Genomic DNA, 25,830 nt, shown 5'->3' on the forward strand with positions numbered 1-25,830 from the left:
ATCTTTCATTGACTATGCTATAATAATCTTTAACGTGGTTTTTTATGCGTGTACGGAACGAAAAGCATAAGAATATCTGCGAAAAAGAGTTATTTAAAGGAGATATGTAGCAATGAAGAACAAAAGGAAAGGATTGCTTACTATAATCGTGATTATAGCAGCAATTGCATTTTGTGGTTACACGACTCTGGTTGGACTGGGGGCTGCCCATAAGGGAAGTGCGCAGAACATCAGATTAGGACTGGACCTGGCCGGTGGTGTCAGTATCACGTATGAGGCAGTCAAGGATAATCCTACAGACACAGAGATGAAGGATACGATCCAGAAGATGCAGCAGCGTGCCGAGGTATACAGTACGGAGTCCTCTGTTGTACAGCAGGGAGACAAGCGTATTGAGGTAGATATTCCGGGTGTCGCTGATGCGGAGGAAGTGTTGAAGAGTCTTGGTAAAGAGGGTTCTCTTGATTTCGTAGCGGAGGATGATGTAACGGTTAAGAAGGACGGTACCGTTACATATGACAAGAGCAAGGTCATTTGTTCCGGTTCTGAGGTAAAGAATGCTGAAGCTAATACGATTCAGAATGAGACGACAAAAAATAAAGAGAATGTCGTTGATATTACCTTCAACAAAAAGGGAACGAAGAAATTTGGCGCAGCCACTCAGGCAGCAGCCCCATCAAAGAAGAGAATTTATATTATCTATGATGGCAAGGAGCTTTCTTCTCCGGCAGTTCAGAGTGAGATTCTCAATGGTAAGGCACAGATTTCCGGAAGCTTTAAGACATTTGCTGATGCAGAGGAGCTGGCAGCAGGTATCCGTATCGGTGCACTTCCTTTGGAGCTGAAGGAGGCACAGTCTCAGGTTGTTGGTGCCCAGCTTGGTCTGGATGCGATTAAGACAAGTCTTATGGCAGGTGCGATCGGATTTGGTCTGGTGGTACTTTTCATGGTAGTATTTTACAGACTTCCCGGTCTGGCAGCATCTATCGCACTGTTATTCTATTTGGTGCTGATGCTTGTTGTATTAAATGGCTTAAATGTTACCCTGACACTTCCTGGTGTTGCCGGTATCATTTTGAATATTGGTATGGCGGTGGATGCGAATGTTATCATATTCACCCGTATCAAGGAGGAGCTTGCAAAGGGCAAATCTGTACAGACGAGTATTAAGCTCGGTTTTGACAAGGCATTGTCTGCTATCGTAGATGGTAACATAACAACCCTGATCGCAGCATTTGTGCTTTATCTGAAGGGCTCCGGTACGATCAAAGGATTTGCTACGACATTGGCGATCGGTATTATCTTGTCTATGTTTACGGCTCTTGTTATTACAAAGCTTCTTCTTCAGGCAATGTATGTTCTTGGTATTGATGATGTGAAATACTTTGGTGTTGAGGGTGCAAGAAAGCGTATCCCATTTGTTGCCAACAGAATGAAATTCTTTGTAATTTCCGGCGTGCTGATCCTGGCATGTGTCGTTATGCTTGTTGTCAACAAGACAGGAAGAATCGGTTATATCCTGAATTATGGTCTTGATTTCCTGGGTGGTACCACTTACAATGTTACTTTTGACAGTGGAGAGAAGATTGATGATGATCTGAAGAAGCAGGTAGAGAGTATCTTCAGTAAGACGAGTGGATCAAATGATGTTATTATTTCTGATGTAGCAGGAAGCAACACTCTGTCCGTTAAGACGGTAGAGCTTTCAGATGATCAGAGAGCAGAGCTGACCAATCAGTTAGTAGATAAGTTTAAGGTACAGGAAAAGAATATCCAGTACGATAGCATCAGTGCAGCGGTATCGGATGAGATGAAAACGAATGCGATTGTATCCGTGATCATTGCAGCAATCTGTATGCTGATTTATATCTGGTTCCGGTTCAAGGATGTAATCTTTGCAAGCAGTGCCGTGTTAGCATTGCTTCACGACTGTGCGATCGTGCTGCTGGTATATGCAGCTTCCAAGATTTCCGTTGGTAATACATTCATCGCATGTATGCTTACTATTGTAGGTTACTCTATCAACGCAACTATCGTTATCTTTGACCGTATCCGTGAGAACCTGAACGGACGTAAGGATTCCTCTGTTCTGGATCAGATCGTAGATGACAGTATCACACAGACATTGACCAGAAGTATCAATACTTCGATCACCACGTTCATCATGGTATTTATGCTGGCGATTCTCGGCGTAGATTCCGTAAAGGATTTTGCAATCCCTCTGATGGCAGGTATCATTTGTGGTGCATACTCTTCTGTATGTATTACAGGTACTCTGTGGTATACAATGAAAAGAAAGCTTGGCAAAAAGAACGCCTAAAGGTGTTTATCCAATGCCAAAGAATATCGGATAGAAATTAAAAGGTGTCACATAATTGTGACACCTTTTAAGCTTTATGGTTTTGCTACAAAGGAGATCCATTCTCCCAGTGTGTTTTCCTCAATGATCGTGAAATGATTATCCGTCAGTGCTTTACGGACATCATCGCCGCGGCTGGTGAGAATGCCGGAGGAGATAAATACACCGTCCGGCTTGAGGAATGGACGGATCATACCGGCAAGAGGGATGATCACATCGGCAAGGATATTTGCCACAACAACATCAAAAGGTTCCGGACAAGCTGCCTTGATCGAGGCGCTGTCCTCCAGAATGTTGCCGTGAATGGCACGGATGCGGTCGCCTGCAATATGATTCCGCTCTGCGTTTTCCAGTGTGCCGGTAACGGCAGAAGGATCAATGTCCAGACAAAATGCACTTTTCGCACCGTAGAGGAGTGCTGCAATCGCCAGAATGCCGCTGCCGCAGCCGGCGTCCAGTATGGTTGTTTCCGGGGAAATGTATTTCTTCAGAGAAGTCATACAGAGCCGCGTGGTTTCATGGGTGCCGGTTCCGAAGGCAGAGCCCGGTTCGATCAGAAGGAGAGTATCCTTTGCAGTGGCAATATCCGGATGCGCTTCCCAGACGGGAGTGACGATCAGATCATCGGATACCCGGAACGGATGAAAGCTGTCTTTCCATTTATCCTTCCAAAGGGAATCATCCTGAACAGAATAGGATATCTTTGGATCGGCAAAGGGAAAAAATTGCTGCATTTCCATGATACGCTGGCGGAGAGTCTGAATCAGCTCCTCGGGACTGCGCACCTCCGGTGCCGGAGTAAAATCTGCATCCCGCAGAGAAGAGCCGGTGCTGTAAAATTCCCGTTCCTGTGGCTTATTTTCTCCTTCGGTGTAGAAGGTCAGGACAGATTTACCGTCATCCGGTCCCAGGTCTGCCGGGATATCCGTGTACATTTGTTTTTCTTCCTCCGGAGTCAGGGGAACATGGTCGGAAATTTCAAATCCCTGTATGCCTAATTCGCAAAGAAGTTCACCGATGATCTCTGCAGCATCTGTGGTTGTATATACTTTATATTGAATCCATTTCATTTATATTTCCATTCCTTTCTCACGTTATTTTCCGCTGTCATCACGAATTTGTACGCTGTCTTTACAGCAATAGTTAATTGTGATAAATTCATTATAACAAAGTGAAGGATGTTATACAAATGAAACAGTGGATGATGAAAAAAAATCCCGCAGATCTGAAAAAGATTGCGGAAAGATATCATATATCAGAGATTTTAGCAGAGGTTCTGGTAAAGAGAGGGCTTTATGACTGGAACGCCATAGATGATTATCTGTATCCTTCTATGGATAATCTGCATACCGCCCATGACATTTATGATCTGGATCTGTCTCTGGATATTATAAAAGAGAAGATAAAGCGGCACCAAAAGATACAGGTGATCGGGGATTACGATGTGGATGGTGTGATGTCTACTGCGATTCTGGTGCTGGGACTTAGAAGGCTGGGGGCGGATGTGAGCTGGCGTGTGCCCCATCGGCAGAGAGACGGTTATGGTCTGCGCAGTTATATGGTGGAGCAGGCTCGCGAAAAGGGAATAGATACCATTATCACCTGCGATAATGGCATTTCGGCATGGGACGCTGTTGTCCGCGCCAAAGAGCTTGGAATGACTATGATCGTCACAGATCATCATGATGTTCCTTTGGATAATGATACGGGGGAGGAGAGAATTCCTCCGGCAGATGCCGTAGTAGATCCTAAAAGAAAAGAGAGCAGATATCCATGGAGAGAAATGTGTGGTGCAGGATTGGTATATCGTCTGATCGCAGAGCTTTACGCCGGCAGGGAAGACGAGGAGTTTTTAAACGAACTTTTATCTATGGCTGCGGTAGCAACTGTCTGTGATGTAGTGCCGCTTCAGAGGGAAAACAGAACGATCGTCAGCTGCGGACTGGAGTTTTTGCAGCATAGTACCAACAAGGGACTGGCTTCATTGATCCGTCAGCTGGATCTGAACAGGGCGGTGGATTCCGGCTGCATTGGATTCCGGATCGGACCATGTATTAATGCAGCGGGTCGGCTGGAGGATGCTTCTACCGGTGTAGAATTGATGCTTGAGGCAGATCAGGAGAAGGCGGATAAACTGGCGGGAGAACTGATCAGGTTGAATGAGAGCAGAAAAGATATTACGGCAAGGTCTACGGAACTGGCAGAAAAACAGATTGAGGAGGAAGGATATCTGAGCCGGAATGTTCTGGTGGTTTTTGTGGAGCAGTGTCCAGAGAGTGTTGCCGGGATCGTGGCGGGCCGGATCAAAGAAAAATATTACCGGCCAACCATGATACTTACAAGATCGGGAGATCATTTGAAGGGATCAGGACGTTCCATACCGGGATATCATATGCAGCAGGAGCTTAACGCCTGTGGAGATCTTTTGCTGGAATATGGAGGGCACGCAATGGCTGCGGGATTTTCATTGGAGGAAAATAATCTTGACATTCTGAGAGATACTCTGAACCAAAGATGTACCCTGACCCGGAAGGAGCTGATGGAAAAGGTGATGATTGACCGGGAGGTTTCGCTGGCGGAGATTGATGGAAATCTGGTGCGGGAATTAAATTACCTGCAGCCGGTGGGAGAAAAAAACGAAGGAGCACTTTTTGCCAGACGGGGGCTGGAGATTTTGTCCGTAAAAATTCGCGGAAAAGAAGGACAGGTGGGAAGTTTTATGGCTGTGGATCAGGGGAGATGCTATAATCTGGTGGACTTCCGGATAGATCAGTGTATGAAACGGGAAATCTGTGAAAAATATTCGGAACAGATGTGGCTGGATCTGATAGACGGTCGTGCCAGAGATTGTTTTATGGATATAATTTATATACCAAAGATTAACGAGAGATATCAGGAGCTGCAGTATACTATAGTTGACTGCAGGTAAAGAAAATGATATGATACAAAAATCAGAAGGTTTTGCAACGGAAAGGAGTTAATTATGTCAGATATTTCAGCTGTTTCTTCATTGTCGGATTTGTCAAGAGATCTGTATTATCAGTATCTGATCAATCATAATTCTATGAGCACTATGTTTGATGCGCTTTCCGGTAATAGCGATGACTCTTCTGATTCATCAGGACTTACGAGTGCTATCGGTTCCGGGCTGGGATATGGCTTATCTTCTTTGAACAGCATTGAGGGACTGGATTCCCTGTATGGATTGTCCGGTGTTTCCAGAAGTGATGACAGTCTGTTGGGATTATCTCAGGGGATATCAGGATTTGCCGGTATATTGCAGTCTTATCTGAGTGCACAGACAACGCAGGCATCTGAAATGGCAGATTCCATGGCAGCTGTTCTGGAGGAGGCAGCACAGACGGAGGATACGTCCAGTCTGACTTACCGGACGGTGCAGGAGGTTTATCAGTATTTTCAGGAGCAGAGCAAGAAGCCGGCTTCGCTGCTTTAAAATTAGAATATAAGTGATATGATACAGCATCATACATAAATAGATCATTGTATTGAATGAACAATAAAAGCCGTTCCGGATCAGGGACGGCTTTTTTTCTATAAAACAGTTTGCCAGGAGAAACTTATTCGTGCAGAGTTTTTTTGATGGAATAACGGTAGCAGAAGGAAAGAAGCGTCTGGGATACATAATAAAAGACCAGCAGGATCAGGGGAACCTTTCCGAGAGGAAGATCATACCAGTATTCGTCCGGCTGGATCCATTGCCAGACTGCCAGAAGAACCAGTCCGAGAATAAAGCAGAAACGCTCGGAACGGTATCCGGTAAAGCTGAAATGATACTGCGCTATAATCTGTGGCATGGAAGACTGCTTTTGGGCAGCTTCATTGTCCTGGGGGCGGGAAGTTTCCAGAATAAGATTCAGGAACGGAGGGAGAACCAGAAGAGCAGCCAGAGGATAAAGGGCAGCCGGGTAATGGATAAAATACAGAGGGAAAAGCAGGATACAGAGCATGTACCGGGAAACGCGGAGCGCGCAAAAACGGCTGATAATACGTTCTTCGTGGCGGATCTGGACAGTGGATGATTTCATAATATTCCTCCCAAAATAATTCAATATGAATTAAGTGTAATATACATATTGACGGGAATCAATGAAGAATTATAACTTTTTTATGAAAAATTGGCAGAAAATGAAAATAGTCTTTGAATTATCTGAAAAATGGTATATAATAGCATAGAATACGTTTATTTTTGTTACAAAACGGAAAAAATAGAGAAATAGGATGTAAGGAAAGGAGAAAACAAATGGTTGGTAGTGATATCGGAATTGATCTTGGTACAGCGAATGTACTTGTATATATAAAGGGAAAGGGTGTTGTTTTAAGGGAGCCGTCAGTAGTTGCGTTTGATCGTGACACCAATAAGATCAAGGCGATCGGAGAGGATGCCCGTCTGATGCTGGGACGTACTCCTGGAAATATCGTGGCAGTCAGACCACTGCGCCAGGGTGTTATTTCTGATTATACCGTAACAGAAAAGATGCTCCGTTACTTCATTCAGAAGGCATGTGGAAAGACGCGTTTCAGAAAACCGCGTATCAGTGTCTGTGTACCGAGTGGGGTTACGGAAGTGGAGAAGAAGGCAGTAGAGGATGCTACTTATGAGGCAGGTGCCCGTGAGGTGGCGATTATTGAGGAACCCATTGCAGCTGCGATTGGTGCAGGAATTGATATTTCCAGACCATGTGGTAATATGATCGTGGATATCGGCGGAGGTACAGCGGATATTGCCGTAATTTCTCTGGGAGGTACAGTTGTCAGCACATCCATTAAGGTTGCCGGCGATGACTTCGATGAGGCAATTGTTCGTTATATGCGTAAAACACACAATCTTCTGATTGGTGAACGTACAGCGGAGGACATTAAGATCCAGATCGGGTCTGCCTATAAGCGTCCGGAGGTTGTTTCCATGGATGTGCGTGGACGTAACCTTGTGACAGGACTGCCGAAGACCATTACAGTTACTTCAGATGAGACTATGGATGCGTTGAAGGAGATTACATCTCAGATCGTAGAGGCTGTTCACAGTGTTCTGGAGAAAACACCACCGGAGCTTGCAGCAGATGTTTCTGATCGTGGTATTGTTCTGACTGGTGGCGGAAGTCTTCTTTATGGTTTAGAAGAGCTGATCGAGGAGAAGACAGGCATTACTACTATGACTGCAGAGGATCCGATGACTGCAGTAGCAATCGGTACCGGTCAGTTTGTAGAGTTTTTGAGTGGTAAGCATGACGAGGATTAAAATGATCCGGTGATCAGCCGATATATATTAAGAGAGACTGGCTGGATTTTGATCCGGTCAGTTAAAGTTTTCCGTAAAGCTTGTAAGAAGGAGGGGCCTATGACAAGAGGTTTATATACTGCATATACGGGGATGTATAATGAGCAGAAAAGGCTGGATATTATTTCAAATAATCTTGCCAATTCCGCTACGATTGGTTATAAGGAGGAGCAGGTGACCAGTCAGGCATTCAAAGAAATGCTGACATATAAGATCAGAGACCGTTCCAATGGTTTTGTAGATGAGCCTGTTGGAAATATGAGTCTGGGTGTCAAGATTGGTGAGACATATACCAATTGGGACCAGGGATCCTTACGGCAGACGGAGAATACATACGACATTGCAATTCAGGGGAAGGGTTTTTTTACAGTCCGCACGACCAATGCCAAAGGTGAGGATAAGACCTGTTATACGAGAAATGGATGTTTTACCGCTACGAAGGATGGTTTTATTGTGGACAGTGACGGTAACCATCTTCAGGGAGAGGGAGGAGATCTTCAGGTTCCTACCGATGCAGCGAGAATCGTGATCGATCAGGATGGTGCGGTGTATGCGGATAATGTTTATGTGGATACCGTTAAGATTACTGATTTTGAGGATTACAATTATCTCAAGCAGTACGGAGATAATTTTTGGGAGACAGTTGACGGTGCAACTGCTGTAGAGGGAAACTCTTCTCTGCAACAGGGCTATACGGAACAGTCTAATGTCAATGTGATCGATCAGATGGTAGATATGATCACGATCACCCGTGCCTATGAGGCGGGACAGAAAATGGTCCAGACACAGGACAGCTTATTAAATCGTTCTGTCAATGACGTAGGTAAAGTAGGATAGGAAGGTGTGAATAAATTATGATGAGAGCTCTTTGGACGGCTGCTTCCGGTATGAAAGCCCAGCAGACCAGCATGGATACATTGTCCAATAACCTGTCAAATATCAATACTACAGGTTATAAAAAGGAAACGGCACGTTTCCAGACACTTTTATATCAGAATATCCAGAAAAAAACGATGGATTCAGAGGGAAATCAGAAACCGATCGGTGCTCAGGTTGGACTTGGTGTTAAGGTTGGTTCGATTGCAACCCAGTTTACACAGGGTTCCTTTACGACGACCAATGCAGCGTTCGACTTTGCAGTTGAGGGTGAGGGATTGTTTATGATCCAGAAGCCTGACGGTACACAGTGTTATACCAGAAATGGTCATTTTAATTTATCCAAGAACACTTCAGGAGGCTGGTCGCTGACTACACAGGAGGGATATGCTGTTCTTGATTCTACCGGCAAGGAGATCAGCTTTGACGCGGATGTGGACACATCCAAGCTTCGATTTGATAATTATGGCGGCATCGGTTATGTTGGTGATGATGGCAATGCGCTTCCGCTTGGCATCAACATTGGAATGGCGCAGTTTAACAATACAAACGGTCTGGAAAAGGTTGGCGACAGTTATTATGTGGCAACCGATGCTTCCGGGGATGCCCGTATAGAGGGTGACGATGCTGCTTTAAAGAGAAGCATTGTGAAAAACGGATATTTGGAGGCGTCCAATGTACAGGCTGTGGATGAGATGGTTGATATGATCGTCACACAGCGGGCCTATGAGATGAATTCCAAGGCCATCACTGCATCGGACGAGATGCTTCAGCAGGCCAATAATCTCCGTTCATAATTCATTTTTGGCGGGCGATAAGGGATAAGGAAGGAGAGACTTCTATGAGTTCAGTTTTAGATGTGTCATCCCTGTATGACAGCTATTCCTCACAGCTTAGCAATGTAGCTGCAGGTTCTGCGTCAGATAAGATCAGTGGCGTCAGCAAAGATTCTTCCGATGAGGAGTTAATGGAAGCCTGCAAGAGCTTTGAGACATATTTCGTACAGAAAATGATTGAGGAAGCAAAGAAAACCACGGAAAATGAGGATGAGCAAGGCGAATATACCAAGATGTTTGCCGATATGCGCAATGAACAGCTTGCATCCTCTATTACAGAAAGCGGCCAGATTGGTCTGGCACAGCAATTATATGATAATTTAAAACAACAGTACAATTTATAATATTAAATACAAAACGGGCCGCTGTTTTTTTGCAGTGGCTTTTTTTGCTTTTTTTAAATGGGGGATGAAATGGAAGAATTAGAAGGATACGTGGAAAACATCGTGTTTCGAAATGAAGAAAATGGATATACTGTGTTGCATTTGTCGCATCCGGAATGGGATGATGAGATATGCTGTGTGGGATGCTTTTCCTATGTGGCGGAGGGACAGTATCTGGTGGTGCGGGGTGAGAGAGTTTTTCACAAAGAATATGGAGAACAGATCAAGATGGTTTCTTATGAGGAAAAACAGCCGGAAGATTCCATGGCAATTGAAAAATATCTGGGATCCGGTGCAATTAAGGGAATCGGACCGGCTTTGGCGGCACGCATTGTCAGGAAATTTAAAGAAGATACCTTTCGGATCTTTGAGGAGGAACCGGAACGGCTGGCTGAGGTCAAGGGAATCAGCATAAAGCTGGCAATTCAGGCGGCCAATCAATTTAACGAGAAGCGGGAGATGCGTCAGGCAATGATCTTTCTGCAGGATTATGGGATCAGTATGAATCTTGCCGTAAAGATTTACCGCCAGTATGGTCAGGAGATGTATGAGGTGCTTCGCACCAACCCTTATAAACTGGCAGAGGACATTTCCGGAGTTGGTTTTAAGATTGCCGATGAGATTGCAAGACAGGCAGGATTTTATCAGGATTCTGATTTCCGGATTCAGGCAGGAATTATATATTGTCTGCAGCAGTCTACCGCTCAGGGACATTGTTATCTGCCCCAGAGAGAGCTGGTTGATGTGACAGCACAGCTTTTGGGGCTTGATCCGGCTCTGGTGGATTGCCATGTGGACGAGCTGTGTATGAATAAACAAATAATCTGTCGTGAGATTGGCGACCAGAGGTGTCTGTACTATGGCAGGCTTTATTACATGGAAATGAATTGTGCCAGAATGCTTTTGGATCTGAATCTTGATTTTCCCGTAAAAGAAAAGGAACTGGAAAAGAAAGTGAAAAGCATAGAGCGTGAAGAAAAAATTGAATTGGATGAAATGCAGAAAACAGCAGTTTTTCAGGCGGTTCAGAATGGCGTTATGGTTATTATGGGAGGACCGGGAACCGGTAAAACTACGACGATCAATACCATCGTGCGCATTTTTGAGGAGGAGGGGATGGATATTCTTCTGGCAGCACCTACCGGCAGAGCGGCCAAGAGAATGTCGGAAACAACGGGATATGAGGCGCAGACCATTCATCGCCTGCTGGAAATGAACGGTGCGGCAGATGGAGACGACAGAAGTGGAATGCATTTTGAGAGAAATGAACTGCAGCCTCTGGAAGCTGATGTTGTGATCATTGACGAGATGTCCATGGTGGATATTTATCTGATGCATGCATTGTTAAAAGCATTGGTTCCGGGCACAAGACTTATTATGGTAGGAGATGCCAATCAGCTTCCGTCAGTGGGACCCGGCAATGTACTAAAGGATATTATCCAGTCCGGTTTTTGCGATGTTGTCCGGCTGGAAAAGGTCTTTCGTCAGGCGGCGGAAAGCGATATTATTTTGAATGCCCATCGGATCAACCGGGGAGAGCCTGTAGAGTTTCGAAAGGAAAGCAGAGACTTTTTCTGTCTGGAGAGAAGTCAGCCACAGGATATCATTAATGTTGTGATCCAGCTTATTGTCCAGAAGCTTCCGCCATATGTTAATGCATCACCGTATGACATTCAGGTGCTGGCACCCATGCGAAAAGGGGAGCTTGGAGTATTAAAATTAAATGAGCTGTTGCAGATGTATCTGAATCCTTCGATGCCGGATAAAATCGAGAAAGAATTTCATGGTGTGCTGTTCCGGGAGAAGGATAAGGTCATGCAGATCAAAAATAATTATCAGATGAAATGGCAAAAAATCAATGCCTTTGGTGACACCTATGAGGAGGGAGAAGGGGTTTTTAACGGAGACAGTGGCGTAATACGCACCATATCCACATTGACGGAAACGGTTACCGTAGAGTTTGAAGAAGGAAAAATGGCGGAGTATGACTTTAGTGATATGGAAGAACTGGAACTGGCTTATGCTATTACGATACATAAATCCCAGGGAAGTGAGTATCCGGCAGTGATCCTTCCTCTGTTAAGTGGACCGAAAATGCTCTTTAACCGGAATCTTTTATATACGGCAGTTACCCGTGCCAAAAAGTGTGTAACTATTGTGGGAAGCCGGCAGATGGTGGATCAGATGATCCGGAATATCAATGAAAAAAAGAGATATTCCAGCCTTTGTCAGCGGATACAGGAATTGGAGGCTTCAGATGCGGAGATGCTTTCGTGACCGGTTGCTGGACTATTTTTATCCTGCCAGATGCCCGGTGTGTGACAAGGCACTTGTTGTTGGCAGAGATGGAATCTGTGAAACATGTACTGCGCATATCGAATATATCCGGGAGCCGAAATGTTGCCGGTGCGGCAAACCATTGACAGAGGAAGATGAGTTTTGCAATGACTGTAAGAGAAGAAAATATTCTTTCCGGCAGGGAAATGCACTGCTGCTTTATGATGGGATGATGCAGGAGTCTGTTGCCAGATTTAAATATGGCGGCCGCAGGGAATATGGGCGTGTATATGCACAGGAGCTTTACCGGCATTACGGCAGGTGGGTCCGGCAGATCGGAGCCGGAATGCTGATCCCGGTACCGGTACACCGCTCGCGCCTCCAGACAAGGGGATATAATCAGGCAGAGATCATTGCAAAACATCTGGCTGATTATTGTGGCATAGAAATGAGAAATGATATGCTGATACGGATCAAAGCGACACAGCCTCAAAAGGAGCTGTCTGCGGCAGAGCGCCTGAAAAATCTGGAGGGAGCTTTTCGACCCGGAAGAGGAACGGAAGTGTTGAATCGATTACCGGAGTGTGTTATAATTATAGATGATATTTACACTACGGGAAGCACACTAGAGGCTTGTTCCAAAGTGCTCCGTGAGATCGGAATTGATCAGATTTACTTTTTATGTGTATGTATCGGAAAAGGAAGTTAAGGAGAATTGTGTATGGATGTCAGAAATTGTAAAATGTGCGGCAATCTGTTTAATTATACAGGAAGTCCTCTCTGTCCGGCATGTAATAACAAAATGGAAAAGAAGTTTTCAGAGGTAAAGGATTATATCAGGGAAAATCCAACCAGTTCCATTTCTGTTGTGTCGGAGGAGATGGAAGTGCCGATACAGCAGCTGAAGCGGTGGATCAGAGAGGAACGTCTGAGTTTTTCTAAGGAATCGGGTGTAGTGATCCAGTGTGAAAAGTGTGGGGCGCCTATTTTGACCGGTCGTTTTTGTAAAGAGTGCAAACGTACTATGACCAAATCCTTAGAGAGTTTATATAGTGTGAATGCAGCAGGATCGGACAGGAAAAAGGGTTCAGAGAGCGCCAGAATGCGTTTTATTGATAAGTAGACATAATACGGAGGAGGTGGACCGATTATGGAAGATATTCGGGACATACTTCGCATTCCTAACCGGGAAGTGGTCTCAGTGACAAAGGTACTGACCGGGGTGGATCTGAAAAAAACAGATTCTAATCAATGTGCAAAAGAAAAGGTTTTGACCGTAATGATACATACCAGAGGTTTTTTTCTGGCAAATATTAAGTGCGAGATGGATCGGGATATGTTTGAACAGATCATATCGGGAATGTATGGTGGGGGGATGCCGCCGGATGAAGAGCAGTCTTTATATATGAATGAATATATGAATATTGTCTGTGGTCGGATCGTCTCAAAGATAAATACACTGACAGGTAGTGTTTCCAAGCTTTCCATACCGGAGTATTTTGGGGAGCACGATCCTGATTTTGGGAGAGATGAGCAGGCGTATCATATTATGCTTGCGTATCGCTATGGACGTGGCTTTTTACGTTTTATTATTCAGTTTGAATTTCAACAGAATGGAGGAGAAGATATATGAGTACAACAATTATGGTGGTTGATGATTCCCCCTTCGCATCAAAGCAGATCAAAGACATCGTAGAAGATAATGGCTATGAGGTGACTGCATATGCGAAGGACGGAGAAGAGGCAATTGAGCTCTATAAAGAGCTGAAACCGGATATTGTTATTCTGGACATCATAATGCCGGGGCTCAATGGCTTGGAAACAGCAGAAATACTGAAAAAGCAGGATCCTGATGTGAAAATACTGATGTTGAGTTCTCTTTGTGATTCCGGAACTATGGAAGAAGTAAAAAGTATCGGAGTGAAGCATTTGATTCCAAAGCCTTTAGAGGCAGATGTTTTACTGGCTTCTCTGGAAATGGTATCAAAATTTGCTTAAATTCGTTTGCAAAGAAGTGTTGACGTATGGATGTATTGTGTCATATACTTGTAATGTGAAAATGAAAAAGAATAGGAGCATAAAATGGTTACATCAAGAATAGCAGCCACAGGTGCCGGTATTCCGGATCAGATCATTACAAATGATGATCTGGCAAAGATTATGGATACCAGCGATGAGTGGATCAGACAAAGAACAGGGATTGGAGAAAGACATATTTCGGGGGGCGAAGATTTATCGTATTATACTTCCAAAGCTGCGAAACAGATTATAGAAAGAGCAGGTATTGCCCCGGCTGATATTGAGCTGATCGTTGTTGCAACAGTGACGGCGGATTATTGTACCCCAAGTGCCGCCTGTATGGTACAGAAGGAGATTGGTGCAGTTAATGCAGTTGCTTTTGATGTGACAGCCGCATGTTCCGGTTTTCTGTATGGAGTCAGCGTAGCGGACAAGTTTATCCGCTGTAGCATATACAAAAATGCTTTAGTTATTGGCGGTGAGATTCTGTCTAAAATTGTGGACTGGAAGGATCGTTCCACTTGTGTTTTATTTGGAGATGGAGCAGCGGGTGTTCTATTGGAGCGTTCCGAGTCAGCGGGTGGTATTCTCGTGGAAGAGCTTGGCTCTAAAGGGGAGGATTATGAGGTGCTGACAGCCCGCAGATTGGCACCGGCCAATGTATTTAACAAACTGGAACCTCAGAAAGAATGTGGACATGTCACAATGGATGGAAGGGCTGTATTTAAATTCGCAACCAAAAAGATCGTATCCGGTGTGGAACACGTACTGGAAACGGCGGGCCTTTCGGCTGAGGACATTACATATTTTGTTCCACATCAGGCCAATGCAAGGATTGTGGAAGTGGCAGCAAAAAAGCTGAAGATTCCGCAGGAACGCTTTTATGTAAATATTGAGCATTATGGAAATACATCGGCAGCAAGTATACCGATCGCATTGAATGAGATGAATGAAAAGGGACTTCTTCATAAGGGGGACAAGCTGATCCTCTGTGGATTCGGAGGGGGTCTCACATGGGGAACACTGCTGGTACAGTGGTAAATTATCAGGTGTATTACTGTGACATCACAGTTAATATAATAAACAAAATTAACTAATTTCTTTAGGAGGAACTGAAAATGGTATTTGAGAAGATCAGAGAAATCATTGCTTCACAGCTTGGAAAGGATGAGGATGAGATCACACTTGAGACAAATGTAAAGGATGATCTTGACGCTGATTCTTTGGATGTATTCCAGATTATCAATGATATTGAGGATGAGTTTGAGGTATCAATTGAGGATCCGGAGTCTATTGTTACCGTAAAAGATATCGTAGACTTTGTTGAGAACAACAAATAAATCGATTATCGCCAGTAAACAGATGAAACGGACAGTGAAGACCGAAAAGTTGAGAACCTCGTCCATCGGGGTTCTCATCATTTTGTTATCGGATCCACTGTCTTTTAAAGCGTGGAGGAAAGTTTATGAAGACTGTATTTATGTTTAGCGGACAGGGTGCACAGTATGCCGGTATGGGAAAGGAATTGTACCGGAATTATGCTGTTGCCAAGGATATTTTTGATCGGGCGGATGCCGTATTAGGATATTCTATTAAGGATATCTGTTTTCAGGATGAAAAGAAATTAGGAGAGACAGAATATGCACAGCCTGCAATATTGACGATGAGTATTGCAGCGATGAAAGTGCTTGAAGAACAGGGAGTCCGGGCCAATATGACGGCGGGACTCAGTTTAGGAGAATATTCTGCATATGTTGCCAGTGGGGCGATGGACTTTGAGGAAGCTGTTGCTCTGGTACAGAAGAGAGGACGCTTTATGACAGAAGCAGTACCTTCCGGAGAAGGAGCAATGTATGCGATCATTGGACTGGATCAGGATCTGGTGGAAGAAGCATGTGATGAGGCAACTGCTTTGGGAATGGGTCTGGCAGTCCCGGCAAATTATAATGCACCGGGACAGATCGTTATCGCCGGTAAGACGGAGGCAGTAGCCAAGGCAGCAGAGCTTGCAAAGGAGAAAGGCGCAAAGCTTGCAGTGAAGCTAAAGGTAAGCGGACCATTTCATACATCATTGCTGCAGCCTGCTTCTGATAAACTGAAGCCGGAACTGGAAAAGCTGCACATATCTGATATGAAGGTGCCGGTATATACAAATGTAAATGCACAGATAGTTGCAGATAAGGATGATATTATTCCGATTCTTACAAAGCAGATCTGTTGTCCGGTAAGATGGGCAGATATTATCCGCAATATGAATGAACAGGGAGCGGATACTTTTATAGAATTAGGACCAGGAAAGGCATTAACCGGTTTTGTGAAGAGAACATTAAAGGGTGTTAATATTTTGAATGTGGAGGACTTGTCCTCTCTTGACAAAACCATGAATAAACTTCATGAGATTGTATGATCCCAGGGAGGATGAGGAGGATTTATGTTAAAAGGAAAAAACGTAATTGTAACAGGAGCAGCGAAGGGCATTGGAAAAGCCATTGCACTGGCATTTGCTAAAGAGGGATGCAATATTGTCCTGAACTATCACAGCCATCTGGACGAGGAAACCGTGAAGGAAATTGAAGATTACGGAGTGATCTGTAAGCCGGTGCAGGGAGACGTCAGCGATTTTGCATTTGCAGCAGATATGATCAAGGAGGTCAAAAAAGAACTGGGAAGTATTGATGTTCTGGTAAATAACGCAGGTATTACAAAGGATATGCTTCTGATGCGGATGACGGAGGAGCAGTTTGATGATGTGATCAATACAAATCTCAAGGGAACCTTCAATATGATCCGTCACGTCAGCAATGTAATGCTGAAGCAGAGAAGCGGTGCCATTATCAATATGGCCTCTGTAGTTGGAATTAATGGAAATATCGGTCAGGCGAATTATGCGGCATCCAAGGCCGGTATTATTGGATTGACGAAGTCCACAGCAAAGGAGCTGGCATCCAGAGGAATTACATGTAATGCCATTGCACCGGGTTATGTGGAGACTGATATGACGGCTGTATTAAAGGAAGATGTACAGAATGCGATCCTCAGTGCGATCCCGCTGAAACGCGGCGGTAAGGTTGAGGATATCGCAAGAGCCGTTGTATTTCTGGCAGAAAATGATTATATTACAGGACAGGTTCTGAATGTAGACGGCGGAATGGTAATGTAGATGCGAGAGGATATGGCAGCATCGGAAAGCAGAAATGAGGGTAAGAAGATGGCAAGAAGAGTAGTTGTAACTGGTATGGGAGCAGTGACGCCCCTTGGCAGCACGGTGGATACTTTCTGGGACAATATCCGGAAGGGGCAGTGCGGAATTAAGATGATCACGAAATTTGATACCGAAGAATTTAAAGTCAAGGTTGCCGGTGAGGTGGAAGGCTTTGATCCGGAGCTTTATATGACGAAGAAGGATGTCAAAAGAAATGATCTGTTTGCGGTATACGCCCTTGGAGCCGCCGTACAGGCATTTGAGGACAGTGGCCTTGATATGGAAAAAGAGGATGCCGACCGGGTTGGTGTGATCGTGGGATCCGGTGTCGGTGGTTTGATGACCATGGAGGAGCAGGTGACGAAGATGAATGACAGAGGACCTGCCAGAGTATCGCCACTGTTTATTACTATGACTATTGGTAATATGGCAGCCGGTAATATTGCGATCCGTTATGGTGCAAAAGGAATCTGCGAGAATGTTGTGACGGCATGTGCGACAGGAACCAATGCTATTGGTGATGCGTTCCGTCAGATAAAGGATGGACGTCAGGATGTGATGTTTGCAGGTGGTGCAGAGGCTGCAATCTGCCGTATTGGTATTGCAGGATTTACAAATCTTACTGCATTATCAAAAAATCCGGATCCGAAGGACGCTTGTAAGCCGTTTGATAAAAATAGAGATGGATTCGTTATGTCAGAAGGTGCCGGTGTGCTGATCCTGGAGGAGTTAGAGCATGCAAAGGCACGAGGTGCAAAGATTTACGGAGAGATCGTTGGATATGGCTCCAATGGGGATGCATATCATATTACTTCTCCGCTGCCGGATGGTTCCGGTGCGGCAAAGGCAATGAAGCTTGCTATGGAAGAGGCCGGGATTACACCGGAGCAGGTATCTTATATCAATGCCCATGGAACAAGCACCCATGCCAATGAGATTGGTGAGACAGCAGCGATTAGGCTTGCACTGGGAGAGGAGACGGCATATAAGGTGCCTGTCAGCTCTACCAAGTCAATGACAGGTCATTTATTAGGTGCTGCCGGAGCGGTCGAGGCGATTATCTGTGTGAAAGCGATGCAGGATAATTTCCTGCCGGCAACGATCAATTATAAAACGCCGGATCCGGAATGTGATCTGGATGTAATCCCAAATGAGGGAAGACAAGTTGACAATGTAGAATATGTATTATCGAATTCGCTTGGCTTTGGCGGTCATAATGCCGTGCTGTGCTTCAAAAAGTGGCAGGGCTAAAGAATTCTTAAGAGATATATCTGCCGGATAAGGGCGGATGGGAAAGGAAGGAAGCATGCGTTACGAAGAAATTAAGCAGTTGATCGATCTGTTTGAAGAGACAGATCTGGCAGAAATGGAGCTTACCAGAGAGAATGATGGACTTCGTCTGGTGCGGGGCAATGCAGGAAGGACTGTAAGCCAGCCGGCAGCAGTGGCACAGCCGGAAATACCGGAAGCACCGTCACTTTCTGATTTACAGAATATTGTGGCATCGGTACAGAACGGAGCCAGAGAAGCTATGGCAGGTGATTCTGCAGCAGAGGTTGCTACAGAGGCTCAGCCGGAGGGAGAGGTTGTTACGGCACCGATCGTTGGAACCTTTTATGCGAAGCCGGCACAGGACAAGGATCCCTTTGTAAAGGTTGGAGATATTGTGGCAGAGGGAGATACCCTTTGCATTATTGAGGCTATGAAATTTATGAATGAAGTTCCAAGTACGGTAAGTGGTACGATCAAGGAAGTTCTGGTTCAGGATGGAGATTTCGTTGAGTTTGGCCAGCCTTTGTTCCGGATCGGATAAAATGGAGGATAATGAAAATGGAATGTGTAATGGATATTAAGCAGATTATGGAGATCATTCCCCATCGTCAGCCATTTCTGCTGGTGGATCGTATCGTGGATATGGTGCCGGGAGAGAGTGTGACGGCGATCAAGAACGTCTCAATGAACGAGCCGTTTTTTGCCGGACATTTTCCGAATGAACCGGTTATGCCGGGGGTCCTGATCGTGGAAGCGATGGCGCAGGCCGGAGCAGTTGCGATTCTTTCCCAGGAGCAGTTTAAAGGGAAAACAGCATATTTTGGCGGGATTAATAAGGCAAAATTTAAGAAAAAGGTAGTGCCTGGAGATACACTGCGTATGGAAGTTTCTATTGTGAAGCTGAAAAAGAATGCCGGTATTGGTCAGGGAACAGCCTATGTAGATGATAAAGTGGCTGCACAGGCAGAATTTATCTTTATGATTGGATAATTGTGAGGATGGGATGGAGGAGCGCATGTTTGATAAAATATTAATTGCGAACCGTGGAGAGATAGCTGTTCGTATAATCCGGGCCTGCCGGGAGATGGGTGTGAGAACCGTAGCTGTTTTTTCGGAGGCAGACAGAGATGCTTTACATACACAGATGGCTGATGAGGCTGTCTGCATTGGTGGAGCAAAGGTTGCAGAAAGCTATCTGAATATGCAGAATATTATCAGTGTAGCAGTAGAAAAAAAGATCCAGGCGATACATCCGGGCTTTGGATTTTTGTCTGAAAACAGTACATTTGCCTCTATGTGCGAGGTGTGTAATATTAAATTTATAGGACCAAATCCGTCTGTAATTGATGCCATGGGCAATAAGGCCAATGCAAGGGAAATGATGATCAAGGCAGGAGTACCTGTGATTCCCGGCAGCGATGGAGTTATCGAGAGTATTGATAAGGCCTATGAGGTGGCGGATAGTCTCGGATATCCTGTTATGGTCAAGGCCTCTGCCGGAGGTGGTGGAAAAGGTATCCGTATTGTGCGGAGCCGTGAGGAAATGGAGAATGCCTATGAATCCGCAAAGGGGGAAGCCATGGCGGGCTTCGGTGATGATGCGGTTTATATGGAGAAGCTGATTGAAAATGCCAGACATATTGAGGTACAGGTACTGGGGGATCAGTTTGGAAATGTGGTACATCTCGGAGAAAGAGATTGTTCTCTTCAGAGAAAGAATCAGAAGGTGCTGGAAGAATCTCCGTCACCGGCTCTCAGTCAGGAGAAGCGGGAGGAAATGTGTGCGGCTGCAGTACGTGCGGCGAAAGCGGCGGGATATCAGAGCGCCGGAACCATTGAATTTTTGTATGACAAATCGGGCAATTTCTATTTTATGGAAATGAATACAAGAGTGCAGGTAGAACATCCGGTTACGGAAATGGTCACAGGCATTGATATTATTAAGGAGCAGATCCGTATTGCGGCAGGAGAGCCGCTTTCTGTAACGCAGGATGATATTCAGATCAGAGGCCATGCTATTGAATGTCGTATCAATGCAGAAAATCCGGATAAAAATTTTGCGCCTTGTCCGGGAAAGATCCAGTCTCTGTTATTGCCGGCAGGTGGGCTGGGACTTCGTGTGGATGCTGCGGTATTTCAGGATTATGTGATTCCGCCATATTATGATTCTATGATCGCAAAGGTGATTGTTCATGGGAAGGATCGTCAGGAGGCTATTGCAAAAATGCGCCGGGCGCTTTATGAATTTGTGATCGATGGAATTGATACCAATATAGATTTTCAGGGAATGATATTAAGTCATCCGGATTATATATCCGGTGAGTTTGATACATCCTTTATTGAGGAGAAGATTTTGAAATAATTTTCGTAGGATTTTAGCCGAACAGGTGTATGGCAGAGGAAGAAGCAAAGTGATCTGCCGATCGCATGTCTGTACCATAATATGGACAGACAGAAAGGAAGGATCTTGTGAATTTATTTAGTAAAAGAAAGAATTATTTTTCTTTGGATACTCCATCCGAGAAGAAAAAGACGGATCGAAGAAAAAAAGAGCAGGGACCATCGATTCCCAATGGAATGTGGATCAAATGTAATACATGCAAAATGATCATATACAAAAAGGAAATCACAGAATATAAGCTATGCCCGAGCTGCGGTGCACATTTTCGTATGACACCTGCGGAACGGATTGCCATTACCTGTGATGAGGGATCATTTCAGGAGTTTGATGCAGATATGGTTCCTGAGAATCCAATGGAATATCCGGATTATGATCAAATAATTGAAAAAGCACAGGGCAAAACAAAGCTCCGGGAGGCAGTTGTTACAGGACGTTGCCGAATCGAGGGGAATGACGCAGTTATTGCTATTATGGACAGTCATTTTATGATGGGAAGTATGGGATCAGTAGTCGGTGAAAAAATTACCCGTGCGGTAGAAAAAGCCACCGAGGAAAGACTTCCAATCATCATATTTACTACATCCGGTGGTGCCCGGATGCAGGAGGGCATTATTTCATTGATGCAGATGGCGAAGGTATCGGAGGCGTTGGGGCGTCATGATGCAGCGGGACTGCTCTATATTACGGTTCTGACAGATCCTACCACTGGAGGAGTTACAGCCAGCTTTGCAATGCTGGGTGATATTATTTTGTCGGAGCCGAAAGCGTTGATCGGTTTTGCGGGACAGCGAGTGATACAGGGAACCATTCATCAGAAATTGCCGGAGGGATTTCAGAGGGCGGAGTTCCAGTTAGATCACGGATTTGTGGATCGTATTGTTCAACGTGAGGAATTGCGTGGAGAACTGGGGAAAATTCTGAAGCTTCATCAGACAGGAAAGCGAGGAAACGGAAATGAATGAAAGTATGAGATCTGTGACCATTGCCCGAAAGATTGATCGTCCCAGTGCAAAGCAGTTTATTAATGAGATGTTTGATGATTTTCTGGAATTTCATGGGGATCGCCTGTTTGGGGATGATGGTGCGATCGTTGGTGGAATTGCCCGTTTAAATGAGATGCCGGTGACGGTAATCGGAATTCAGAAAGGACATACCTTAGAGGAAAATGTCAACTGCAACTTTGGACAGCCGAATCCGGAGGGGTATCGTAAGGCGCTGCGGTTAATGAAGCAGGCAGAGAAATTTCACCGCCCGGTGATCACTTTGATCAATACGGCGGGGGCATTTCCGGGTGTCGGCGCTGAGGAACGGGGACAGGGAGAAGCTATTGCCAGAAATTTGATGGAGATGTCCCGGTTAAAAACGCCGATCATCAGTATTTTTATTGGAGAGGGCGGTAGCGGAGGTGCTCTTGCTCTTGCTGTGGGAGACCAGGTATGGATGCTGGAGCATGCGGTTTATTCAATCTTGTCTCCGGAGGGATTTTCCAGTATTTTATGGAAGGATCCTACCAGAGTGGCCGAGGCTGCGGAGAAAATGAAAATGACAGCGGGAGATCTTCTGAAAAATCATGTAGCTGACAGGATGTTTGCTGAGCCGGAGGATGGTCTGGAGTTTCATCTGCCGGAGGTGGCCAAGGAGTTGAAGCAGGCATTGACAGAGGTGCTGCCGGAGCTTCTTGAAACGGAAATGGAAGAGCTTTTGCAGAAACGATATGAACGTTTCCGCCAGTTTGGAAGCTTTGTAGAATAGAAAGAAATACCAATATTGTCAGAGTATTTAAATGTTGAAATAAAATAAAGGCTCAGGATTGCCATAGTTTATAATAAATGACAATTCTGAGCTTTTATATAGTGTATAGGAAAATGCTCGTAGCGTAGAGGAAAGCCAACGAGAATTGCGAAGCAATTCTTGGAGGGCAAAACGCTGGTTTTGCCCTTTTTTATATTATAGAAAAGTCTTTTATTTAAGTCGGATGCCATCCTTCCCGATGGTGATAAAGCCCTCTTTCATCAGACGGCCGATGGCACGTTTAAAGGCATTTTTACTCATGTGGAAGAGGGACTTGATCTCCTCAGGTGCACTTTTATCATGATATGGTAGAAAGCCATCGGCATCTTCCAGACGGTGAAGAATGAACTGGGCATCCTCCTCCATCTGTTCCGGAATTTTCTTTTTGACACTTAAAGATAGTCGTCCGTCCTCAAGCACCTGGGATACTCTTGCATAAACCGGCTGATTGATCCGATACTTTTCGAAAACCTCCTTCTTAGGGATAAGTGCAGAGTATTTATCATCTACTGCCACAAAGACGCCAAAATTTTCACTGATTTCATAGACACGGCCAAAAACTTCATCATCCTTCTGGTAATCGGAATCATTCTGCAGGCGGTCATAGACATGCATGGAGGCGCAGAGTCGTTCGCTTTTATCAAGATACATGGTTACCAGAACAGCATCTCCCGGCTCTACCTTGTAAAGCTGCTGCTTAAATGGGAGCAGCAGATCCTTGGAAAGTCCCATTTCCAAAAAAGCCCCGATTTTTGTTACTTCCTTTACCTTTAAGCGGGCGACCCCGCCAAGCTCCAGCTCCGGCTCCCAGGTGGTGGCGATGGGGCGGTCTTCCGAATCGCGGTAAACGAATACGGTCAAAGCATCCTTAAGCTGTGTCCCTTTTGGAACCTGTGCTTTTGGCAGCAGGATCTTGTCTGCGTCATCTCCTCCCGGTGTATTCAGATAGACACCAAAGTCTGTTGTTTTTACTACGATCAGTTCCTGTGTTTTGCCAAGTTGTATTTTTTCAGACATAATATTCCTCTTTTCCTTGTGATTCAAATATATCGCTTGTAACCGGTACAACTGAAAATTCATAAACAATCTTGTTTATCATACCACAAGTGGGGAAAATGGGAAAGAGGAAGTAGATTTTTTCGGCGGTTGAACCCCTTGTGGAAACGTGATATACTTTGAATCGAAAGTTGTCTGCCGCCAGAAGCGGATATGACAGGATCCGATACAGAAGGATGGATCAGAAAATGAGCCCTTGCCGTGATAAAAAGTGGCGGAAGGGAGAATGGAGGATATTATGAAGAACGTAATCAGTACAGATAAGGCACCGGCAGCAATCGGACCATATTCACAGGCAATCGAGGTAAATGGTCTTGTGTATACGTCCGGAGTGATCCCGGTAAATCCGGCAACGGGAGAGATTGTTGGAAGCACAGCAGCTGAACAGGCAGAGCAGGCGATCGGCAATCTGAAAAATCTTGTGGAAGCATCAGGAAGCTCCATGGATAAAGTCATCAAGACGGTAGTATTCATTAAAAATATGGATGACTTTGGAAAGATCAATGAGGTTTATGGAAAGTATTTTCCGGAGCCGTATCCGGCACGTTCCTGTGTTGAGGTGGCTCGTCTTCCAAAGGATGTACTGATCGAGATTGAGGCAATTGCAGCAAAATAAAAAGATCAGAGGAATAAAATAAGTAAATGGACCTTACAGGGATGCTGAAAAGTGCGTTATCACTTTTGGGCATCCCTGTTTCATTGTATGGAAAGAATGATAGGATTTTATTCGTAGTAATTGTTTATGATAGGAAAAGGTTGAATTGTCTGACAATTTGCAGATAAAAAAGACAATTCTTTTTTTTGAAAATTGATTGACAATGAAATGATTGTGTATATTGCACAAACAAAACAATTTATATTAGTAGAAATGTCAAAAGTAATAGATAAATGTGAATAGTTATCCACATTTTGTGGATTTAAAAATGATGGAAAAATGGAGTTATTCACGAAGTTATCCACATTATCCACATTTTTTACCTGTTTTTTACACAAAAACAAACTTGTCAACAAGAAAATTTGTTTTGTGAAAAAAGATAAAAATCGAAAAAGTGAAGAAAAATCTTGACAGACAAATTGTGTGACAATTAACGAATGACACCCTCCCCATATTCAAATTTTTCTCTCAATTAAGTATAAGTAAACCGATAACATTTCTTTTGCTCTATAGCACAGAAAATGATTTTTGCCTTTAAATATCGAAAAATCCGTGAGCTGATGACAAAAAAATTCAAATATGTTTTTGTGCAATTTGTTCATTTTTACTTGCAAAATGGAGCGGGTTGTAGTATAATATAACCATTCTAAACAGTAAAGGAGTTGGGGACTTATGCAGTATATCATCAGTGGTAAGAACATCGACGTAACAGAAGGATTGAAGGCTGCCGTCCAGGACAAGCTGGGCAAGCTGGAGAGATATTTTACACCGGAGACAGAAGTTCATGTAACCCTGAGTGTAGAGAAGGAGAGACAGAAAATAGAGATTACCATCCCAATGAAAGGAAATATTGTCAGAGCTGAGCAGGTCAGTGATGATATGTATGTTTCTATTGATCTTGTAGAGGAAATTATTGAGCGTCAGCTTCGTAAATATAAAAACAAGATTGTCGATCAGCAGCAGTCAGCAGTAAGCTTGAGCAAGGCATTTGTTGAGGAGGATATCGAGGATGATGATGAGATCAAGATCATCCGTTCCAAGAGATTTGCGATGAAGCCGATGGAGGCGGAGGAAGCCTGCCTGCAGATGGAGCTTTTAGGACACAGCTTTTATGTATTCCGCAATGCAACGACAGATGAGGTCAATGTTGTATATAAGAGAAAAGGAAATACATATGGTCTGATCGAGCCGGAGTTCTAAAGCGTTGAGGATGAGGAGAAGAAGGAATAAGCACTGGAAGGTATTATGTACACAGTGGGGTGTATAAAATAAAGGGATTATTAGAACAGGTGTCTGAAAAGGCACCTGTTTTTTTGCATAATGGAGAAGATATCAGGCTTTTCCTGCTTTGCAGAAAATAAAAGTTGCTTATAAATTGGAAAAATGCTATACTTGAGTGTAATTTCG

The 25,830-nt window shown here is 44.4% G+C and carries 25 protein-coding genes and 1 pseudogene; 23 read left to right on the plus strand and 3 right to left on the minus strand.

Features of this window, described 5'->3' with window-relative positions; all coding sequences use genetic code 11:
• Window positions 1-112 precede the first annotated feature (112 nt).
• Complete coding sequence (secD, locus tag H8704_RS02205) at window positions 113-2,320, plus strand: protein translocase subunit SecD (protein ID WP_249297124.1); 2,208 nt, start codon at window positions 113-115, stop codon at window positions 2,318-2,320.
• Window positions 2,321-2,394: 74 nt separating this feature from the next.
• On the opposite strand, the gene prmA is transcribed toward secD, so the two are convergent.
• Window positions 2,395-3,429, minus strand: a complete 1,035-nt coding sequence (prmA, locus tag H8704_RS02210; protein WP_249297125.1) for a 50S ribosomal protein L11 methyltransferase — start codon at window positions 3,427-3,429, stop codon at window positions 2,395-2,397.
• Window positions 3,430-3,548: 119 nt separating this feature from the next.
• Here prmA and recJ point away from each other — a divergent pair, with 119 nt between their 5' ends.
• Both recJ and H8704_RS02220 read left to right on the plus strand, forming a co-directional pair.
• On the plus strand, window positions 3,549-5,288 hold the full coding sequence (recJ, locus tag H8704_RS02215) for a single-stranded-DNA-specific exonuclease RecJ (RefSeq protein WP_249297127.1): 1,740 nt from the start codon (window positions 3,549-3,551) through the stop codon (window positions 5,286-5,288).
• A gap of 54 nt (window positions 5,289-5,342) precedes the next feature.
• Window positions 5,343-5,813: a hypothetical protein gene (locus tag H8704_RS02220; RefSeq protein ID WP_249297129.1), complete on the plus strand. Its 471-nt coding sequence runs from the start codon at window positions 5,343-5,345 to the stop codon at window positions 5,811-5,813.
• 124 nt (window positions 5,814-5,937) lie between these two features.
• Here the strand turns inward: H8704_RS02220 and H8704_RS02225 are convergent, their stop codons facing one another.
• Window positions 5,938-6,405: a hypothetical protein gene (locus tag H8704_RS02225; RefSeq protein ID WP_249297131.1), complete on the minus strand. Its 468-nt coding sequence runs from the start codon at window positions 6,403-6,405 to the stop codon at window positions 5,938-5,940.
• A 215-nt stretch (window positions 6,406-6,620) separates the two neighbouring features.
• Here H8704_RS02225 and mreB point away from each other — a divergent pair, with 215 nt between their 5' ends.
• The 18 genes and pseudogenes from mreB to accD all read left to right on the plus strand — a co-directional run bounded on the left by mreB (window position 6,621) and on the right by accD (window position 22,673).
• The gene (mreB, locus tag H8704_RS02230; protein WP_022465261.1) at window positions 6,621-7,616 is read left to right on the plus strand and encodes a rod shape-determining protein; all 996 of its coding nucleotides are present in this window, start codon (window positions 6,621-6,623) and stop codon (window positions 7,614-7,616) included.
• 99 nt (window positions 7,617-7,715) lie between these two features.
• Window positions 7,716-8,492: a flagellar hook-basal body protein gene (locus H8704_RS02235; RefSeq protein WP_249297133.1), complete on the plus strand. Its 777-nt coding sequence runs from the start codon at window positions 7,716-7,718 to the stop codon at window positions 8,490-8,492.
• A 17-nt stretch (window positions 8,493-8,509) separates the two neighbouring features.
• On the plus strand, window positions 8,510-9,328 hold the full coding sequence (locus H8704_RS02240) for a flagellar hook-basal body protein (RefSeq protein WP_249297135.1): 819 nt from the start codon (window positions 8,510-8,512) through the stop codon (window positions 9,326-9,328).
• A gap of 44 nt (window positions 9,329-9,372) precedes the next feature.
• The gene (locus H8704_RS02245) at window positions 9,373-9,711 is read left to right on the plus strand and encodes a rod-binding protein (RefSeq protein WP_118678659.1); all 339 of its coding nucleotides are present in this window, start codon (window positions 9,373-9,375) and stop codon (window positions 9,709-9,711) included.
• A gap of 69 nt (window positions 9,712-9,780) precedes the next feature.
• Entirely contained in the window at window positions 9,781-12,027 is a 2,247-nt protein-coding gene (gene recD2, locus H8704_RS02250; protein ID WP_249297137.1) for an SF1B family DNA helicase RecD2, read from the plus strand.
• Window positions 12,008-12,736 carry a ComF family protein gene (locus H8704_RS02255; RefSeq protein WP_249297139.1) on the plus strand — a complete coding sequence of 243 codons (729 nt, stop codon included), beginning with the start codon at window positions 12,008-12,010 and terminating at the stop codon, window positions 12,734-12,736. Before recD2 ends, H8704_RS02255 begins: the two co-directional genes overlap by 20 nt.
• 12 nt (window positions 12,737-12,748) lie before the next feature.
• Window positions 12,749-13,150, plus strand: coding sequence for a flagellar protein (locus H8704_RS02260; protein WP_249297141.1), 402 nt, complete (start codon window positions 12,749-12,751; stop codon window positions 13,148-13,150).
• Window positions 13,151-13,177: 27 nt separating this feature from the next.
• Window positions 13,178-13,660, plus strand: coding sequence for a hypothetical protein (locus H8704_RS02265; RefSeq protein WP_022465254.1), 483 nt, complete (start codon window positions 13,178-13,180; stop codon window positions 13,658-13,660).
• Window positions 13,657-14,025: a response regulator transcription factor gene (locus H8704_RS02270; protein ID WP_022465253.1), complete on the plus strand. Its 369-nt coding sequence runs from the start codon at window positions 13,657-13,659 to the stop codon at window positions 14,023-14,025. The genes H8704_RS02265 and H8704_RS02270 overlap by 4 nt, the downstream gene beginning before the upstream one ends.
• A gap of 84 nt (window positions 14,026-14,109) precedes the next feature.
• A complete protein-coding gene (locus H8704_RS02275) occupies window positions 14,110-15,087 on the plus strand; it encodes a beta-ketoacyl-ACP synthase III (protein ID WP_249297143.1) in 978 nt (325 codons plus the stop codon).
• Window positions 15,088-15,164: 77 nt separating this feature from the next.
• Entirely contained in the window at window positions 15,165-15,386 is a 222-nt protein-coding gene (locus H8704_RS02280) for an acyl carrier protein (protein WP_022465251.1), read from the plus strand.
• Between the two features lie 125 nt (window positions 15,387-15,511).
• Entirely contained in the window at window positions 15,512-16,453 is a 942-nt protein-coding gene (gene fabD, locus H8704_RS02285) for an ACP S-malonyltransferase (protein ID WP_249297145.1), read from the plus strand.
• Between the two features lie 24 nt (window positions 16,454-16,477).
• Complete coding sequence (gene fabG / locus H8704_RS02290; RefSeq protein ID WP_249297147.1) at window positions 16,478-17,206, plus strand: 3-oxoacyl-[acyl-carrier-protein] reductase; 729 nt, start codon at window positions 16,478-16,480, stop codon at window positions 17,204-17,206.
• Window positions 17,207-17,254: 48 nt separating this feature from the next.
• Window positions 17,255-18,499, plus strand: a complete 1,245-nt coding sequence (gene fabF, locus H8704_RS02295) for a beta-ketoacyl-ACP synthase II (RefSeq protein ID WP_249297348.1) — start codon at window positions 17,255-17,257, stop codon at window positions 18,497-18,499.
• Window positions 18,500-18,554: 55 nt separating this feature from the next.
• On the plus strand, window positions 18,555-19,061 hold the full coding sequence (gene accB / locus H8704_RS02300) for an acetyl-CoA carboxylase biotin carboxyl carrier protein (protein ID WP_249297149.1): 507 nt from the start codon (window positions 18,555-18,557) through the stop codon (window positions 19,059-19,061).
• Between the two features lie 17 nt (window positions 19,062-19,078).
• Window positions 19,079-19,510 carry a 3-hydroxyacyl-ACP dehydratase FabZ gene (gene fabZ, locus H8704_RS02305; RefSeq protein ID WP_243102013.1) on the plus strand — a complete coding sequence of 144 codons (432 nt, stop codon included), beginning with the start codon at window positions 19,079-19,081 and terminating at the stop codon, window positions 19,508-19,510.
• Between the two features lie 25 nt (window positions 19,511-19,535).
• Entirely contained in the window at window positions 19,536-20,882 is a 1,347-nt protein-coding gene (locus H8704_RS02310; protein WP_022465245.1) for an acetyl-CoA carboxylase biotin carboxylase subunit, read from the plus strand.
• A gap of 107 nt (window positions 20,883-20,989) precedes the next feature.
• Window positions 20,990-22,673: pseudogene (gene accD, locus H8704_RS14495) on the plus strand (acetyl-CoA carboxylase, carboxyltransferase subunit beta).
• Between the two features lie 210 nt (window positions 22,674-22,883).
• Here the strand turns inward: accD and H8704_RS02325 are convergent.
• The gene (locus H8704_RS02325; RefSeq protein ID WP_022465242.1) at window positions 22,884-23,729 is read right to left on the minus strand and encodes a CvfB family protein; all 846 of its coding nucleotides are present in this window, start codon (window positions 23,727-23,729) and stop codon (window positions 22,884-22,886) included.
• A gap of 277 nt (window positions 23,730-24,006) precedes the next feature.
• On the opposite strand from H8704_RS02325, the gene H8704_RS02330 reads away from it, so the two are divergent.
• Together H8704_RS02330 and hpf are read left to right on the plus strand one after the other, a co-directional pair.
• Window positions 24,007-24,384, plus strand: coding sequence for a RidA family protein (locus tag H8704_RS02330; RefSeq protein WP_118678715.1), 378 nt, complete (start codon window positions 24,007-24,009; stop codon window positions 24,382-24,384).
• 711 nt (window positions 24,385-25,095) lie between these two features.
• Window positions 25,096-25,623, plus strand: coding sequence for a ribosome hibernation-promoting factor, HPF/YfiA family (gene hpf / locus H8704_RS02335; protein ID WP_022465240.1), 528 nt, complete (start codon window positions 25,096-25,098; stop codon window positions 25,621-25,623).
• Window positions 25,624-25,830: the final 207 nt, after the last annotated feature.

The organism is Jutongia huaianensis (assembly GCF_014384985.1).
In the GTDB taxonomy this organism is placed as follows: Bacteria; Bacillota; Clostridia; order Lachnospirales; family Lachnospiraceae; genus Jutongia; species Jutongia huaianensis.